Source organism: Pseudomonas sp. 7-41 (genome assembly GCF_021233075.1).
Classification (GTDB): Bacteria; Pseudomonadota; Gammaproteobacteria; order Pseudomonadales; family Pseudomonadaceae; genus Aquipseudomonas; species Aquipseudomonas veronii.
Window position 1 is genome coordinate 4838491 of sequence record NZ_CP089551.1, and the last position, 16847, is coordinate 4855337.

General features: G+C 59.7%; 11 protein-coding genes and 1 tRNA gene. 5 read left to right on the forward strand and 7 right to left on the reverse strand.

What is annotated here, in order from left to right:
- Positions 1–381: 381 nt before the first annotated feature.
- Positions 382–1899: an efflux transporter outer membrane subunit gene (locus tag LQ249_RS21850; RefSeq protein WP_232565902.1), complete on the reverse strand. Its 1518-nt coding sequence runs from the start codon at positions 1897–1899 to the stop codon at positions 382–384.
- An 87-nt stretch (positions 1900–1986) separates the two neighbouring features.
- On the opposite strand from LQ249_RS21850, the gene LQ249_RS21855 reads away from it, so the two are divergent.
- The 3 genes from LQ249_RS21855 to LQ249_RS21865 all read left to right on the forward strand — a co-directional run bounded on the left by LQ249_RS21855 (position 1987) and on the right by LQ249_RS21865 (position 6989).
- Positions 1987–2607, forward strand: a complete 621-nt coding sequence (locus tag LQ249_RS21855) for a TetR/AcrR family transcriptional regulator (protein ID WP_046382597.1) — start codon at positions 1987–1989, stop codon at positions 2605–2607.
- A gap of 177 nt (positions 2608–2784) precedes the next feature.
- Entirely contained in the window at positions 2785–3906 is a 1122-nt protein-coding gene (locus LQ249_RS21860) for an efflux RND transporter periplasmic adaptor subunit (protein ID WP_169881252.1), read from the forward strand.
- A complete protein-coding gene (locus tag LQ249_RS21865; protein WP_169881253.1) occupies positions 3903–6989 on the forward strand; it encodes an efflux RND transporter permease subunit in 3087 nt (1028 codons plus the stop codon). The genes LQ249_RS21860 and LQ249_RS21865 overlap by 4 nt, the downstream gene beginning before the upstream one ends.
- Before the next feature lie 488 nt (positions 6990–7477).
- Here the strand turns inward: LQ249_RS21865 and LQ249_RS21875 are convergent.
- Together LQ249_RS21875 and LQ249_RS21880 are read right to left on the reverse strand one after the other, a co-directional pair.
- Positions 7478–7553, reverse strand: a tRNA-Asn gene (locus tag LQ249_RS21875).
- Between the two features lie 83 nt (positions 7554–7636).
- On the reverse strand, positions 7637–8521 hold the full coding sequence (locus LQ249_RS21880) for a LysR family transcriptional regulator (protein ID WP_046382593.1): 885 nt from the start codon (positions 8519–8521) through the stop codon (positions 7637–7639).
- Positions 8522–8622: 101 nt separating this feature from the next.
- Here LQ249_RS21880 and lldD point away from each other — a divergent pair, with 101 nt between their 5' ends.
- Together lldD and LQ249_RS21890 are read left to right on the forward strand one after the other, a co-directional pair.
- Positions 8623–9765 carry an FMN-dependent L-lactate dehydrogenase LldD gene (gene lldD, locus LQ249_RS21885; protein WP_046382592.1) on the forward strand — a complete coding sequence of 381 codons (1143 nt, stop codon included), beginning with the start codon at positions 8623–8625 and terminating at the stop codon, positions 9763–9765.
- Positions 9766–10069: 304 nt separating this feature from the next.
- Entirely contained in the window at positions 10070–10996 is a 927-nt protein-coding gene (locus tag LQ249_RS21890; protein WP_046382591.1) for a GGDEF domain-containing protein, read from the forward strand.
- 21 nt (positions 10997–11017) lie between these two features.
- Here LQ249_RS21890 and LQ249_RS21895 read toward each other — a convergent pair whose 3' ends face one another.
- The 4 genes from LQ249_RS21895 to LQ249_RS21910 all read right to left on the reverse strand — a co-directional run bounded on the left by LQ249_RS21895 (position 11018) and on the right by LQ249_RS21910 (position 16846).
- Positions 11018–11788, reverse strand: a complete 771-nt coding sequence (locus LQ249_RS21895) for a TenA family transcriptional regulator (RefSeq protein ID WP_186352193.1) — start codon at positions 11786–11788, stop codon at positions 11018–11020.
- 78 nt (positions 11789–11866) lie between these two features.
- Positions 11867–14329 carry an EAL domain-containing protein gene (locus LQ249_RS21900; RefSeq protein WP_046382589.1) on the reverse strand — a complete coding sequence of 821 codons (2463 nt, stop codon included), beginning with the start codon at positions 14327–14329 and terminating at the stop codon, positions 11867–11869.
- 71 nt (positions 14330–14400) lie between these two features.
- Entirely contained in the window at positions 14401–16218 is a 1818-nt protein-coding gene (locus LQ249_RS21905; protein WP_046382588.1) for an ABC transporter ATP-binding protein, read from the reverse strand.
- Positions 16211–16846 carry a DsbA family protein gene (locus LQ249_RS21910; RefSeq protein WP_057003905.1) on the reverse strand — a complete coding sequence of 212 codons (636 nt, stop codon included), beginning with the start codon at positions 16844–16846 and terminating at the stop codon, positions 16211–16213. Before LQ249_RS21910 ends, LQ249_RS21905 begins: the two co-directional genes overlap by 8 nt.
- Position 16847: the final 1 nt, after the last annotated feature.

Sequence of the window (16847 nt, forward strand, 5' to 3'; positions counted from 1 at the left end):
TTCCAAGCGTTGCTATAACGCGCCACTACCCATGAAGGAGTCTTATGGATACCGCGCGACACCGCCAATACCCTGCTCACTTTCCGGTAGTCGCCCGTGAATGCAGCTTTACCTAGGCCGTGGCCAGGTGAAACGACTGCAGTGACTTTCATGGGGCTTACCTCTGAATCGAAGGATCAGAGACGCATTCATGCTGTTCACGCTGTGCGCTTTGATCGCCCTGGCGAAATCCAAGGCAAAAAAGCCTGCATCGCTGCAGGCTTTTCTCTATCTGGCTCCACGACCTGGACTCGAACAGAAAAATAAACATTTGTTCTACAATGAAATTATTCTGTTTTTTAGTCTATACATCCCTACGATCATCCTGATCCAGCCCGTATTTTATTGGAGTTCTTTCGATATCCCTGGATCAGGAAAAAACATTCGAGTTTCCGCTCTTTTTGAGACAACGCGAGCATCTGAGTCATCTCGCTGCCAACCGCCGCCCAATGCTTTGAACGTGGCCACTGCAGCGCGAGCCGATTCAGTTTGTGCCTGGGCTCTGCCATCAGATGCAGCTAGGAGATGTTCATCGGCATCCAGCACTTCGATCAAGCTGACCACGCCTTTTTCATAGGCGGCAAACGATGTCGCTCTGGCTTTCGCATACGCCGACTCGCCCTGGGCGAGCTGGGTCGATTGTTGCTCGCGGTTGATCCGTGCCGAAACAGCGCTTTCCACATCTTCGCAGGCCCGCAGAACGGACTGGCGGTAAGCGGCCAAGGCTTCGGCTTCCTGGCCCTTTGCCAAATCAATCTGGGCGTTGATGCGGCCAAAATCGAACAGCCGCCAGCGTAATCCCAGTGCCGCCGAAGCCTGACTGGCGCCGTTGCTGAACAGGTTCGCGCTGGATACCGATGTAGCACTGCCGAGCAGCGCTGCCACAGACAGTTTGGGGTAGTACTCGGACATGGCTTCGCCGATACGCGCGCTGGATGCCGCAAGACGGCGCTCCGCGACGATCAAGTCTGGACGCCGACGCAGCAGGTCGGCAGGAGCGCCCATGTCCGAGAGGCCTGGCACCTCAGGGATGGGCGCCAGCTTAGTCAACTGCGCGCTGTAAGTGCCGGGCGCCTTGCCCAACATGACATCCAGCGCATTCATTGCCGTGTCAATGCCTGCTTGCAGTACCGGCACGGTGGCCTGCGCTTGGCTCAGCGCGCCTTGGGCCTGGTTCAACTGCAGTTCAGCCGCCAGGCCTTTTGCGTAAAGATGTTCGATGGTGGTGAGCAGTTGTTGTCGTGTGTCGACTTGCCGCCGGGCAATTTCCAGGCGTGCTTGCAGGCCACGGATGCTGATGTAAAGGTCGGCTGTTTGCGCGACCACTGCCAGGCGTGTGGCAATCGCTCCGGCTTGCGAGGCCTGATAATCGGCGAAGGCCGCTTCTTTACCTCGGCGCAGCCCGCCAAACACATCCAGCTCCCAGGCGGCATTCAAGTTCGCCTCATAGGCACTGCCGTAGCGATTATAGGAAGGGGCTGAATTCAGCACTTGGCCCAACGGCGTCTCCAATGACTGACGGGCTCGGGCCGCTTGACCGTTGACGGTAGCCGACGGCAGGAGGGCTGCGTTAGCTGCGCCCAAACCGGCGCGAGCCTGCTCGATCCTTGCGCTTGCCTGGGCTAAATCGAGGTTCTGTTCAAGTGCTCGATTTATCAGTTGACTGAGTATCGGGTCATTAAATGCATTCCACCAAGCAGCGAGATCGGCATTTGCGGCGTCCACTTGTCGTGCCTTGGACGTTTGCGCCGAGAAATGCTCGGGCAATTCCACACTGGGTTTTGAGTAGTCGGGGCCCACTGCGCAACCTGCAACCATACCCAAACACAGTAAGACGGCGAAACGAAGAGGAGGATGCATGGGGTACCTGCGAAAAGGTCGATTTGTGACGATATTACAATTTGGTCACAAGTTGTCAACCACCGTTGGGATGAGTAAGCTGCTCGCATGAATCAGCCATCAGTTTCTTCGCCCAGCGCCCGTGGCCCAGCCGATCACGACATTCGAGACCAGATTGTTGCGGCGGCCAACGAACATTTCAGTCAATACGGTTATGGCAAAACAACGGTTTCTGACCTAGCCAAGGCCATCGGCTTTTCCAAGGCTTACATCTACAAATTTTTTGAATCCAAGCAGGCGATTGGTGAAGCAATCTGTACAAATTGCCTGACTGAAATCGTTACGGCAGTGGAGCAAGCCATCAATGTAGACGGCATCTCGCCGACCGAACGTTTTCGGCGCCTGGTCAAAACCTTAATCGCTACAGGTGTGAGCCTGTTCTTTAACGACCGTAAACTCTACGATATCGCAGCGTTCTCCGCGTCGGAGCGATGGCCCAGTTCACAAGTCTATGACGCTCGGATCAAGAGCTTCGTGTTGCAAATCGTGCGTGAGGGGCGAGAGCTCGGCGAGTTTGAACGCAAGACTCCGCTGGACGAGACGGTAGAGGCGATTCATCTCGCTCTGCGGCCCTTCATCAATCCTCTGCTACTGCAGTACAACCTCGATTTTGTTGAAGAAGCCCCTTCTCTCATCTCCAATCTGGTTCTGCGCAGCCTGATGCCTTAAACCTCTGCTGACGGATGCGCTGCGCATCCGTATCAGCGTGTGCGCCTGAAAAAACTAGCTATCGAGCCTCTTTGCTTTGCTCCGATCAAGTGGGCGACGTTCATTCATCTCGGCAGTGACTATTGACAGAAATGGTCACTTGAATAAGCATGGTGCATCCGCTACCGAGAGGTCTTTATGATCCAGCGCCACCGCATGTCACTCATTTTCATTGTCTTGTTGCCGTTTGCCCTAGCGGCCTGCAACGAGGCCACGCCCGCCGATCCTCGCCTTCAAGTGCCCTTGGTACGCATCGGCGTGGTTCAACCCTCCGCGCCTGCAGCACGGGTATTCACCGGTATCGTCGCGGCTCGAGTTCAGAGCGATCTCGGTTTTCGGGTGCCAGGGAAAGTCTTGGAGCGCTTGGTGGACTCTGGGCAGAGTGTCAAACGTGGGCAGCCACTCATGCGTATCGATGCCAACGACCTGACGCTGACCGCGAGGGCGCAGCAGGAAGCGGTGCTGGCCGCTATGGCCCGAGCCCGGCAGACCTCCGATGATGAGCTTCGCTACCGTGATTTGGTGTCCGTCGGTGCGGTATCTGCCTCAGCTTACGCAGGGATCAAAGCGGCTGCCGACTCGGCGAAAGCTCAGCTAAACGCTGCCCAGGCTCAGGCTGATGTGGCGAAAAACGCGACCGGTTATTCGACGTTGGTGGCGGATGCTGACGGGGTGGTAGTGGATACCTTGGCGGAGCCGGGACAGGTAGTTGGCGCAGGACAGAGGGTGGTACGCGTTGCCCATTCAGGGCAGCGCGAGGCCGTGATCCAGTTACCCGAGACGCTACGTCCTGCGCTGGGCTCGGCGGCGACGGTTGAGCTCTACGGGCAGAACCAGCGTGCAGGCAGCGCCCGTTTACGTCAGCTGTCCGACTCTGCGGACCAACAGACCCGAACGTATGAAGCGCGTTATGTGCTGGAGGGGGCGCTCTCCAACGCCACCCTGGGTTCGACTATCTCAGTGTCTATCGCTGACACGGATGTTGCTGATGCCAAGGAATTACAGGTGCCCATAGGGGCCCTCTACGACGCGGGTAAAGGCCCGGGTGTCTGGGTGGTTGAGGGAGAACCGGAGCATGTGGTGTGGCGCCCGATCAAGGTTCGCAGCTTGAATAACGAGGCCAGTGTGCGCGTGACGGGTGATCTCCAGGTGGGTGATCGTGTCGTCGCATTGGGTGCACACCTATTGAATGAGGGAGAGAAAGTCAGGACTGAACTTGCCGGTGCCACGCAAAAAACGGTGGTTGAGGTGAGTCGATGAGCGGCTTCAATCTTTCGGCGCTGGCAGTACGCGAGCGCTCAATCACCCTGTTTTTGATCCTGCTGATTTCTGTGGGTGGGTTGTACGCCTTCTTCAAACTGGGGCGTGCGGAAGACCCGGCATTCACCATTAAACAAATGACGGTGGTCACAGCCTGGCCTGGAGCGACGGCCCAGGAGATGCAGGACCAGGTGGTAGAAAAGCTGGAAAAACGCATGCAGGAACTGCGTTGGTACGATAGGACCGAGACCTTTACCCGGCCCGGCTTGGCATTCACCACGGTTTATCTGCTCGATAGCACGCCACCCTCAGCCGTCCAGGAGGAGTTTTACCAGGCGCGCAAGAAAGTCCTGGATGAGCAGAAGGGGTTGCCGTCTGGGGTGATCGGCCCGATGGTCAATGATGAGTATTCCGATGTCACCTTCGCGCTCTATGCGCTCAAGGCCAAGGGCGAGCCGCAACGTCTGTTGGTGCGCGAAGCCGAGAGCTTGCGCCAGCGTTTGCTGCATGTAGCGGGTGTGAAGAAGGTCAACATCATCGGTGAACAGGCCGAGCGCGTTTTTGTCGAGCTGTCCTACGAGCGCCTGGCGACGCTGGGCATTTCTGCACGAGACATCTTCAGTGCGTTGAACACGCAAAACATGATAACGCCGGCCGGTTCGGTAGAAGCGAAGGGGCCCCAGGTTTTCATCCGCCTGGATGGCGCGTTTGATGACCTGCAGAAGATTCGCAATACCCCGCTGACAGTGCAGGGCAGAACCCTCAAGTTGTCCGACGTGGCTGAGGTCAAGCGCGGTTATGAGGACCCCGCGACATTCCTGGTACGCAACAACGGCGAGCCAGCACTGTTGCTCGGCGTGGTCATGCGCGATGGCTGGAACGGTCTGGATTTGGGGAAGTCGCTGGACGCTGAGGCAACAGCGATCAATGAGCAGATGCCTTTGGGCATGAGCCTGACCAAGGTCACGGATCAGGCGGTGAATATTGACGCATCCGTCAACGAGTTCATGGTGAAGTTTTTTGCTGCCTTGGGCGTGGTGCTGCTGGTGTGTTTTCTCAGCATGGGCTGGCGTGTCGGCGTTGTGGTTGCCGCAGCGGTGCCGCTGACCCTGGCGGCCGTGTTCATTGTCATGGCGGCCACGGGCAAAGACTTCGATCGAATTACCCTGGGCTCGTTGATTCTGGCGCTGGGACTGCTGGTGGACGATGCCATCATTGCCATTGAAATGATGGTGGTGAAGATGGAGGAAGGCTACGACCGAATCAAGGCCTCCGCTTATGCCTGGAGCCACACGGCCGCGCCGATGTTGTCGGGGACGTTGGTGACGGCGATCGGCTTTATGCCCAACGGTTTTGCCAAGTCGACCGCTGGTGAGTACACCGCGAACATGTTCTGGATCGTTGGCATTGCGCTGATCACTTCCTGGGTGGTGGCCGTGGTGTTTACCCCTTACCTGGGCGTCAAACTGCTGCCGCAGATCAAGGTGCCTGAAGGTGGGCATACGGCGATTTACGGTACACCGAACTACCAGCGTTTCAGGCGCCTGCTGGGCAGTGTGATCCGCCGCAATGGCCTGGTGGCGACATCCGTCGTGGGCTTGTTTGTTGTTGCGATTATGGGCATGGGCGTGGTCAAGAAGCAGTTCTTTCCAACATCCGACCGACCTGAGGTGCTGGTTGAGGTGCAGATGCCTTACGGCACCTCTATCGAACAGACTGATATGGCGGCGGCCAAGGTCGAGGCGTGGTTGACTCAGCAGCCGGAAGCCAAGATCGTCACCGCTTACATTGGCCAGGGCGCGCCGCGCTTCTATTTGGCGATGGCCCCTGAGCTACCCGATCCATCCTTCGCAAAAATCGTCGTCCTGACGGCGAATCAGCAAGAGCGTGAGGCGCTCAAGATTCGGCTCAGGCAAGCCACGACCGATGGTTTGGCGCCCGAAGCCCGCGTGCGGGTGACGCAGTTGGTATTCGGTCCTTACTCACCGTATCCGGTGGCCTTTCGGGTGATGGGCGCCGACCCCGCAGTGTTGCGGGATATCGCCGCGCAGGTGCGTGAGGTCATGACCGCCAGCCCCATGATGAGGACCGTCAACACCGACTTGGGCGAGCGCGTGCCGGCACTTCATCTCACGCTGGATCAGGATCGCCTGCAAGCATTCGGCTTGACCTCGACCGATGTCGCGCAACAGCTGCAATTTCTGCTCACGGGGGTGCCTGTCACCGAGGTGCGTGAGGACATTCGTTCGGTTCAGGTGGTCGCTCGCTCCGCTGGTGAGACGCGTCTTGATCCATCGAAAATTGCCGCCTTCACGCTGACCGGCGCCCAAGGCCAGCGCGTGTCGCTGTCCCAGGTAGGAGCGGTAGATGTGCACATGGAGGAGCCCATCCTGCGGCGGCGCGATCGGACGCCGACCATCACCGTGCGCGGTGACGTGGCTGAAGGTCTTCAGCCTCCCGATGTCTCCAACGCCTTGATAACGCAGCTGCAGCCCATCATCGAAAAACTGCCGGCGGGCTACCGCATTGAGTTTGCCGGCTCGATCGAAGAGTCGGGTAAAGCGAACAAGGCATTGCTGCCGTTGTTCCCGATCATGATTGCGCTGATGTTGCTGACCATCATCATTCAGGTGCGCTCGATGTCGGCAATGATGATGGTGTTCGCCACCGCGCCTTTGGGCCTGATTGGTGTGGTGCCAATTCTGCTGTTGTTCCAGCAGCCGTTCGGGATCAACGCCTTGGTGGGATTGATTGCCTTGTCAGGGATTCTGATGCGCAACACGCTGATCCTCATTGGCCAGATCCACTCTAATAAGCAAGCCGGTCTGTCGCCTTATGACGCAGTGGTCGAAGCCACTGTGCAGCGTGCACGGCCAGTGATTCTCACGGCGTTGGCGGCGATGCTGGCGTTCATTCCGCTGACCCATTCGGTGTTCTGGGGAACGCTGGCGTACACCCTGATTGGCGGTACGTTTGCCGGCACAGTACTGACCTTGGTGTTCCTGCCAGCGATGTACACCCTCTGGTTCAAGATCAAGCCTGAGCCCGCGCATGAGCTTGCAGCGAACACTCATGTTGCTTGATACCTGCGGGCCTGGGCTGCGGCACCATCATCTGCATCGCTGTGACCGTGCGAGCCGCCGGACGCTAATCAAACTTTGGGAGAACCACCACGGTGTGGCGTAGCCTTAAAGGTTCTGGCTACCGGGGTTGCTGTCAACGACAGCGCTCTGCCCGACCTTTTCTACGCCTGGGGAGAATTCGGCTCAAGGCTCGAATTGTTGGGCGCTCTGCGGCTGCGGATGAAATTATCCACCGATGGAAATCAGAAGCGCAGCTCGCTGGAGCGTACAAACACGTGCAGCGACAGCAAGACCGTCAGCCGGGTAAGCGCGCGGCCTTTATAGGTGTCGATCCGTTCCCGCAATTCAGGCAAGCGCGATAAGGGTTCTACCCTTGAAATGGCTGGCACCCACCGGGGTCCGACAGAACGCCAAAACGAAAAAACCCGCCAGAAGGCGGGTTTTTCGGGGTGTTCAGAGATTTTGAAAGCTTTCTCTGAAACCTTGTCTGGCTCCACGACCTGGACTCGAACCAGGGACCCAATGATTAACAGTCATTTGCTCTACCAACTGAGCTATCGCGGAATTCACCGTATGTTACTGATTAAAAAGGACAAGTCAAGCACTACCTGGCATTGCCGAACGCAATCGGATAACCCGTTCGGCTTTTACCCTGCGTGGGCCATTTCCTTGGCCAGGTCCAGCCAGGCGCGCGCTGCGGGTGGCAGGTGGGCGCTGGCGCGCCAGGCCAGGGCGATGTGCCAGTCGGTGTGGGGTTCGTCCAAGGGGATCAGGGCGATGCCGGCGTGCTGGTGCTTGTGCGCGAGCATGCGTGGCAGGAAGGCGACGCCCAGCCCTGCCGCCACCAGGTCGACGATGAAGTCGATCTGCCCACTACGGGCGGTGACGCGGGGCGTCACGCCCTTGCGTTCGCAGGCGGCGAGGATTAATGCGTTCAGGGCAAAACCGGCTTCGAACAGAATGAACGGTGAATCCGCGAGGTCGGTGAAGTCGATGCGCTTGCGCCGCGCGAGCGCATGGCTCATGGGCAGCACGGCCATCAGCGGCTCATTGCGCACGGGCTGGTAGTCGAAGCCATCGTCTACCGGCAGCAACAGGGCCGCCAGGTCGACCTCCCCGGCTTCCAGGCATTCATGCAGTTTTTTGCTGCCGTGCTCGGTGAGTTCGATATCGATGTCCGGGTAGCGGTTGCGGTAGGTGGCGAACATAGACGCGAACAACACGCCGCATCCCACCGGCGGCAGGCCGATGCGCAGCACGCCGCGCTTGAGGTCGCGCAGGTCGTTGATCTCGGCGACCAGATCGCTGCGTTCGGCGAGCAGCACCAGGGCGCGACGGTAGGCAATTTCGCCTGCGGCGGTAAGTTCGTTCTTGTGTCCAAGACGATTAAGCAGCGGCGCGCCCAGTTCTTCTTCCAGGGTCTTGACGGCCTTGCTCACCGTCGACTGGGTCAGCGACACCACCTGCGCCGCCTGGGAAAACCCGCCCTGGCGCACCACCTCAACGAAGACACGCAGTGTTCTCAGGTTCATCGGTATTCCTTTTTCGACTGGGCACTAACGATAAAAGTTGTTTTTATCATGCCAGAAGTTTGCTTACCGTAACCCCCCTTTGCCCTGTGGAGTCACTGCTCATGATCATTTCGTCGGCATCCGATTACCGTGCCGCCGCCAAGCGCAAGCTGCCGCGCTTCCTGTTCGACTACATCGACGGTGGCGCCTACGCCGAACACACGATGCGTGCCAACAGTTCGGACCTGGCCGAGATCAGCCTGCGCCAACGCATTCTGCGCAACGTGGATAGCCTGAGCTTGAAGACCACGCTGTTCGGTCAGGAACATGCCATGCCGATCATCCTCAGCCCCGTTGGCTTGACCGGTATGTACGCACGGCGCGGCGAGGTGCAGGCGGCCAAGGCGGCGGCCAACAAGGGGATTCCCTTCTGTCTGTCGACGGTGTCGGTGTGTTCGATCGAGGAAGTGGCGTCGCAAAGCGCGCAGTCGATCTGGTTCCAGCTCTATGTGCTCAAGGACCGCGGCTTTATGCGTAACGCGCTGGAACGGGCGCAGGCCGCCGGGGTGACGACGCTGGTGTTCACCGTCGATATGCCGACGCCGGGCGCGCGTTACCGTGATGCACACTCGGGCATGTCCGGGCCGTATGCCTCGGCGCGCCGGATGCTGCAGGCCGTCACCAAGCCACAATGGGCCTGGGATGTCGGCGTGCTGGGCCGCCCGCACGACCTGGGCAATATCTCCAAGTACCTGGGCAAGCCCACCACCCTCGAAGATTACGTCGGTTGGCTGGCCAACAACTTCGACCCGTCGATCAGTTGGAAAGACTTGGAGTGGATACGCGAGTTCTGGAAAGGCCCGATGATCATCAAGGGCATCCTCGACCCGCAGGACGCCAAGGACGCAGTGAGCTTCGGCGCCGATGGCATCGTGGTCTCCAACCATGGCGGCCGCCAGTTGGACGGCGTGCTCTCCACCGCCAAGGCACTGCCGCCCATTGCCCAGGCAGTCGGCGATGACCTGACGGTGCTGGTGGACTCCGGCATCCGCTCCGGGCTCGACGTGGTACGCATGCTCGCCCTGGGCGCCAAGGCATGCCTGTTGGGACGTTCGACCGCCTATGCGTTGGCCGCCGATGGCCAGCACGGGGTGGAAAACCTGTTGGATATCTTCGCCAAGGAAATGCGTGTGGCCATGACGCTGACCGGCGTGACGTCGATCGAGCAGATCGACGCCACCACGCTGGTTCAGTACGGCGGGTAAAACCGCCGTCACCTGCCAAATAACTGACATCCTTTCGCCATGGCTGTTTTTTACCCCATAAACAGCCTTTGATTTATAAGGATTTTATTAAAAATAAAACAAAGTGGCATGAATCTCGCTCTAGCCCTTTCAAGCAGGTTAAGCGATGACAAGACGTGTGGCAGTGCCCAAGGGTTATAACCCCTGGCAAAGCGGTTTAAACTGTTTCCAATGTTTTACGGAACTGAAGGAACAGTAAGACGCTTGGCACTCGCCACTCTCATCGAGCCTGTAAGACAGCTAAGTGCTTAGAGGCCGACTGCTTATGAAAAACCCGCCCCAGCTCCACGCAATTGACTTCGACAGTGCCAAATTGCAACGCCTGGGCTTTAGTCAGTCATCCCCTCTCTCGCACCGCCCCACCACGGTTGCTCAACTGCGCCAACAACTGGGCCTGCAACTGCAGACCAGCCTGGAACCCCAATGCATCCTCGGTCTGTTCTTTCGCGAGATCCAGCGCCTGGTGCCCCTGGACGCTCTGCACTACAGCCATCAGGCCAGTGACCTGCGCCTGGAATTCGGCCATCGCGGCCATCATTCGGTGAGCTACGCCTTGAGCCATGAAGGCGAACATCTGGGCGAGCTGGTATTCCGTCGCAACCAACGTTTGATGGAAGAAGAACTGAGTCAACTCGAATCACTGCTGGCCACCCTGCTCTACCCGATGCGTAACGCCCTGCTCTATCGCGCCGCGACCCGCAGCGCCCTGCGTGACCCGTTGACCGAAACCGGCAACCGCATCGCCATGGACCAGACCCTGCAGCGGGAAATCGACATGGCGCGGCGACACTCGACCCCGTTGTCCCTGCTGATGCTCGACATCGATCACTTCAAACGCATCAACGACACTCACGGCCACGCGGCCGGCGACAAGGTACTGCGCGCCGTGGCTGCGTCGATCAAGGGCCAGTTGCGCAATGTGGACATGGTGTTCCGCTTTGGCGGGGAAGAATTCCTGATCCTGCTCTCCAACACCGGCCGGGATGCGGCGGCGGTCGTCGGCGAGCGCCTGCGCCAGGCGACACAGGCCCAGGAATATTGGGCGGATGACATACGCATCGATCTGACGGTGAGCCTGGGCTGCTCGACGTTGTTGCCTGCCGAGTCTGCCGAAAGCCTGTTGCGTCGGGCCGACAGCGCCTTGTATGTGGCCAAGCGCGAAGGTCGCAACCGCTTGGCAATGGCGGGGTAAACCCCCGCCACGCGTTTCACATCACGCTTCGCTGGCGACGCGCACCAGGCGCTCGCGAACAGGTGCTGCCGCCGGTTTGTCTTTCTCCAGGCGCATGCAGTTTTCCAGGAACAGGTACATGTAGTTGTAGCTCTTGCACACGGCCTGGCGCAGCTCTGCCTGCAGTTGTCGGCTGGGGTTCGTACCGGCCAGGGTGCAGACGATTTCCAGCGCTTCCCAAGGGTGGGCATCGTCGTACTGAGCATGCATCTTCAGCCACTTCATCGCGCGCTTGCGGTCTTCCTCGGGGAAGGCTGCCGCATAAACGCCGGTGGAGCACACCAACGCGGACCACTCCCCCGTCGCGCCCTCGATGGCGTAGTTGGTGGCGGCGATCGCAACGATCAACGAATCGGCCGAACTGGTGTGCCAGCACCAATGGCTCAGTGCATGCAATTCCGGGGGTACGTTCTGTGCTTGCAGGTCTTCGAGGCTGACGCCGTGGGCGCGGGCCCAATGCAGCCAGTAATCGGCGTGGTTCAATTCCACCCGAATATTGCGCATCAGCCAACGCCGCGCCATATCCTCGCCAGGATGACGGGCAAACTTGGTCTTGGTGAGGTTCTGTGCCATATACAAGGCAAACTGTTCGACCACCGGCCAGCCACCGATCAGGTATTGGCGCATGGTCTTGGCGCTCAGCGTGTTATCACGCATGCGCTGATACAGTTCGTGTTCGACAACTCGGCGCTTGCTCTCGCTACAGTCCTGGATCAATTGCTGAGCCCAGGTGGGGTAACTCGAGGCTTCCATAAGCGGGCCGGTTCGGTTGAAGGTGTCGATCACTGTAAGGCTCCTTTTTAAGTGTGATTGTACAGACCAGCAAATGTTTCAGCGGAATGTGCCGGGCGCCTTGAATAACAGAGGCTGCGGCCGCACAGGTCGACACTGCAAACTATCAAAGGTAAACAATTGCGGGCGTTCAATCACATAGCCCTGAGCGTAATCCACACCAATCTCAAGCAATGCCTGTTCGATGTGCGGCGTTTCAACAAACTCAGCAATTGTGCGCTTACCCATGACGTGGCCGATGTGGTTGATCACTTCGACCATGGCGCGGTTAATCGGGTCGTCCAGCATATCCTTTACGAAACTTCCATCGATCTTCAGGAAGTCTACAGGTAAATGTTTCAGATAAGCGAATGAGGACATTCCGGCGCAGAAGTCATCCAGTGAGAAATGGCAACCTAAGGCTTTGAGTTCATTAATAAAGCGAATCGCACTGCCCAAATTGGCAATAGCGCAGGTCTCAGTTATTTCAAAACAAATCATTTCTGGCGGAACACTGTAAGCCGCGAACTTCTCGCGTAAAAAACCGAGAAAAGCGTCATCACCAATCGTTATGCCTGACAGATTAATCGCACACATTGCCATGGGCCGGCCCGGACGCTCATGCATGCAACGGGCAATCAGGTTGAACACGTTGTCCACCACCCAGCGATCCAGGGAACTCATCAACCCGTAACGTTCAGCGGCCGGAATGAAACTGTCGGGCAGAATGATGCGGCCGGCCTCGTCATGCAGGCGCAGGAGGATTTCAATGTGCCCATTGTCGGCGTCGGTGTGCCCCAGGGGCGCGATTTCCTGGGAGTACAGGCAAAAACGGTTTTCTTCCAGGGCCATGTGCAGGCGCTGCACCCAGGCCATCTCGCCAAAGCGCAAGGACAGCTCGGAGTCGTCCGCGTGGTAGACCTGCACGCGGTTGCGGCCCTTTTCCTTGGCCATATAGCAGGCCATGTCGGCGGCGCGCAGCGACGTTTCCAGGGTGGTCGGCACCTGGGAGATATGCACCAGGCCAATGCTGACGGTGGTCATGAACGGCCGGCCCTTCCACACGAAATGCAGGTTCTGCACCGTGTGGCGCAGGCTTTCGGCGATTTTTTCCGCCACCGACGCCGGGCAGTTCTCCAACAGGATACCGAACTCGTCGCCCCCCAGTCGTGCCAGGGTGTCACCTTCACGCAGATCCGATTGCAGCAGTGCGCAGATATGCCGCAACAGCTCGTCGCCTGCCGCATGGCCGCAGGTGTCGTTGACCAGCTTGAACTGGTCCAGGTCGAGGAACATCAAGGCATGCCGCCCGCTGTGCTCACGCGCGACCTGTTGCAGCACCTGTTCCAGGCGGAACTCGAACTCGCGACGGTTGGCCAGGCCGGTCAACGCGTCATGGGTCGCTTGCCACGACAGGTTGGCGATGTACTGACGTTCCTGGGTCATGTCGTGCAGCACCAGCACCGCGCCGCTGACTTTGCCGGCGCTGCGGATCGGCGCGCCCACCAGGGTCACCGAAACGGTGCTGCCGTCCAGGCGCTGGATGGTTTTGGAGTGTTCGCTGCCGCCGCTCAAGCGGCCCTTGGTGATGTGCTCGATCAGCGCAAAACCATCGGGCTGAGCATTTTCATCCAGCAGGTTGAACAGTGCCGCCAGGGGCAGGCCCTGGGCATGGGCCGACGTCCAGCGCGTCAGGGCCTCGGCGGCCGGGTTCATGTAGGCAATGGCGCCATCGACATCGGTGGTGATCACCCCATCGCCGATCGACTCCAGGGTGATCTGTGCCCGCTCCTTCTCCACTTGCAGGGCATCGGCGAACGCGTGCCGCTGCGCCAACAACTTGTGGGTACGCAGCAGCGCCAGGGCGATCAGGCACAAGGCCGTGGCCAGGTTGGTGATCAGCAACAGCCGCAGGACGACGCGCGAGCCTTCACCCAAGGCATCGCTGAACGCCTTGGCCGCCGGCGTCACGCCGTCGTTGATGGCAAAGATATGCGCCTTCCATTGCCGCACATCGTCGTCATGGACCTGACCCGCGGTGATCGCCCGGTGCATCGACCGGGCCAAATCATCCAGCTGGACCAGATAGCCATCGCCCACGGTCCACAGTTCGATGGCTTTTTCCAGGTAGCTGAAATGGCGAAAGTTGAGGTACAGCCAGATCACGCTGGAGACGTCGTCCGGGTGGTTGCCACCCTTGATGATCCCCTCGCGCGCCGCCTTGAGGTCGGGGGCAGGACGGTCCAGGGCGACACGCAGTTCATGCCCGCCCTGGGGCACGGCAATGGCTTGCTGGTATTTGAGGTAGGTGGCTTCGTCGCGATTATCGGCGTACAGCGTCAGATAGTAGATGGCGTCTTTCTGGCCCTTGGACCACAGGCTTTCGCCGCCCACATAGACGCGCACCGCTGAAAGCACATACAGACTGACACAGCCTAATAATGCCTGGAACAATACGACGGCAATAAAGGGCCAGACAATGCCCAACAACCTTGGCGTTCCGAGAGTCCGCTTCTGCTTCATGAAGTCCCTTGCACATGCACAGCTGAATACGCACGCGAACATCCGCTCCTAATAGCACAGCGTAGGCTAAATCAACGCACTTGTTGCAAGTGCCCGTAAAGTTTGGCGTACAAGCCACCCTCCGCGATCAGTTGCTGATGGTCGCCGTCCTCGGCGATATGCCCACCGTCGAACACCAGCACCCGATCAGCTTGTTTCACCGCCGAAAGCCGATGGGCAATAATCAGTGTAGTCCGCCCACTGAGAAACCGCGCCAACGCCTGGTGCAGGTTGTACTCGGTGGCGGCGTCCAGGGCCGAGGTTGCCTCATCCAGGATCACCACCTTCGGCTCGGCCAAGACCATGCGCGCAATCGCCAGGCGTTGGCGCTGGCCGCCGGAAAAGCGCACGCCAGAGCGCCCCACCACACTGTCCAGGCCCAGGGGCAACGCCTTGACGGTCGCCTCCAACTGGGCGATTTCCAGGGCCTGCCAACACGCCTGGTCACTGCGGTTGCGGCCCATGGTCAGGTTGGCACGCACGGTATCGTTGAACAGCGCGGGGTGTTGCAGCACCACCGCGACGTGCTCGCGGATAGTCTCCAGGCCGATTTCCTGCTGGGTTGCACCACCGAAACGAATACTGCCGGCCTGCGGTGTGTACAGCCCCAGCAGCAGTTGCACCAGGGTACTTTTACCGCCGCCGCTGGCGCCGACAATCGCGACCTTCTCACCGGGTTCGATGCTGAGGTTCAACTGGTCGAGCACCCGCTCTTCGCCATAGCCGAACGTCAGGCCACGCACGTCGATGCCGACCGTTTCGCGCCCAGTGAACGGGTCTGCGCCGCCGACATATTGCGGCTCATCGGCACGGGCGAGCAGCTCGTTGATCCGCGTCAGCGCCCCGCCCGCCGCGTAGTAGGCATATTGCAGGTTCAACAACTGCTCCACCGGGCCGATCATGAACCACAGGTAGCTGAACACGGCGAGCATCTGGCCGATGGACAGGTCGGAAAACAGCACGGTGAGCATGGCCGCCGCGCGAAAAATATCGATGCCGAACTGGAACAGCAAACCGCTGGCGCGGCTGGAGGCGTCGGTTTTCCATTGGGAGTGGATCGCATAGTCACGCACTTCCTGGGCGCGCTGGCCGAGGCGCCCGAGGAAAAAGCCCTGGCGATTGCCGGCACGCACTTCCTGAATGGCGTCGAGGGTTTCGGTCAACGCCTGGGTGAAGCGCGAGGTGCTGTCGTTTTCCAGTTTTTTCAGGTGTTTGACGCGCTTGCCCAACTGCACCGTGGCATAGATCACCAGCGGGTTGAACAGCAGGATCAGCAACGCCAGTTGCCAGTGCATCCACACCAGAATCGCCGAGGTGCCGACCAGGGTCAGCATGGCCACCAGGAAACGGCTGAGGGTTTCGCCGACGAATTTGTCCAGCGTGTCCAGGTCGGTGACCAGGTGCGTGGTGACGGTGCCGCTGCCGAGGCTTTCGTACTCGCCGAGGGAAATACGCTTGAGCCGCTCGATCAGGCGCACGCGGATGCGGTAGACGATGTCCTTGGCCAGCCGCGCAAACAAGCGCGCCTGCACCACGTTGAACACCAGCGCACCACAGCGCAGGGCCAGCGTCACCAGCAGCATCAGGCCGATATAACCGGCGGCTTTCTGCCAGCCCAGGGGCAGCGCGTGGTTCATTACCTTGAGCGCGGCATCGCCATGGCCCAGCAGTACTTCGTCGACCAGCAAGGGCAACAACAGGGGGATGGGCACGCTGCACAGGGTCGCCAGTACGGCGACACCATTGGCGATCCACAGGGATTTCTTGTGACGCAAAGCCAGGCGGCGGATTTCCGCCCAGGTCAGTCGATCGACGCGGTGGGAGGGCTCTGTGTCAGGCTGATCAGGCACAGGCGGCTCGCTCCAGCCAGCGGCCGAGCAGCGGCGACAGCTCGGACAGCGGCTGGTAGCCATTGGTCAGCAAGGCCAACTGGCCATTGCGCTCGGCCAGCAACGTCGGAAAACCGGCGATCCCCAAATCCTGCACCCAGGTGAAATCGGCGGCGGTGGCGGCGTGCTGCTCAGCGCGGTCAAACGCCCCGGCGAACTCGATACGCGGTATGCCGGCTTTTTCCGCCAGCTCCACCAGAATACTGGCGAGGGTCACGTCGCGCCCCTCGACATAAAACGCATGCTGGATCAGCCCCAGCAGCTTCCACGCGCAATCCGGCGCCAGGTTGCGCGCGGTGACGATGGCGCGGCACGCCGGCTCAGTGTCGTAGACAAAACCGTCGGGCAGCGCGCCCTCATGCTTGAACGTCTGCCCGGTAGCGTCGGTGACCGCCTGCCAGTGTTCCAGGATATAGCGCCGGGTCGACGGGTCCAGCGCCGCGCCGCTGCCGGTGCGCAAGCCGCCCACCACCAGGTGCAACTCCACGCCGGCCGCCTGGGCCTGCTCGACCAACGCCTCGGCTACCGGAGCAAAGCCCCAGCACCAGGAACACATCGGGTCCATTATGTAGAGCAGGCGCGCGGACATG

Coding starts and splice junctions, on each gene's coding strand:
- LQ249_RS21850 (WP_232565902.1), bottom strand. CDS start 1,899: ATGCATCCTCCTCTTCGTTTCGCCGTCTTACTGTGTTTGGGTATGGTT.
- LQ249_RS21855 (WP_046382597.1), top strand. CDS start 1,987: ATGAATCAGCCATCAGTTTCTTCGCCCAGCGCCCGTGGCCCAGCCGAT.
- LQ249_RS21860 (WP_169881252.1), top strand. CDS start 2,785: ATGATCCAGCGCCACCGCATGTCACTCATTTTCATTGTCTTGTTGCCG.
- LQ249_RS21865 (WP_169881253.1), top strand. CDS start 3,903: ATGAGCGGCTTCAATCTTTCGGCGCTGGCAGTACGCGAGCGCTCAATC.
- LQ249_RS21880 (WP_046382593.1), bottom strand. CDS start 8,521: ATGAACCTGAGAACACTGCGTGTCTTCGTTGAGGTGGTGCGCCAGGGC.
- lldD (WP_046382592.1), top strand. CDS start 8,623: ATGATCATTTCGTCGGCATCCGATTACCGTGCCGCCGCCAAGCGCAAG.
- LQ249_RS21890 (WP_046382591.1), top strand. CDS start 10,070: ATGAAAAACCCGCCCCAGCTCCACGCAATTGACTTCGACAGTGCCAAA.
- LQ249_RS21895 (WP_186352193.1), bottom strand. CDS start 11,788: ATGGAAGCCTCGAGTTACCCCACCTGGGCTCAGCAATTGATCCAGGAC.
- LQ249_RS21900 (WP_046382589.1), bottom strand. CDS start 14,329: ATGAAGCAGAAGCGGACTCTCGGAACGCCAAGGTTGTTGGGCATTGTC.
- LQ249_RS21910 (WP_057003905.1), bottom strand. CDS start 16,846: ATGTCCGCGCGCCTGCTCTACATAATGGACCCGATGTGTTCCTGGTGC.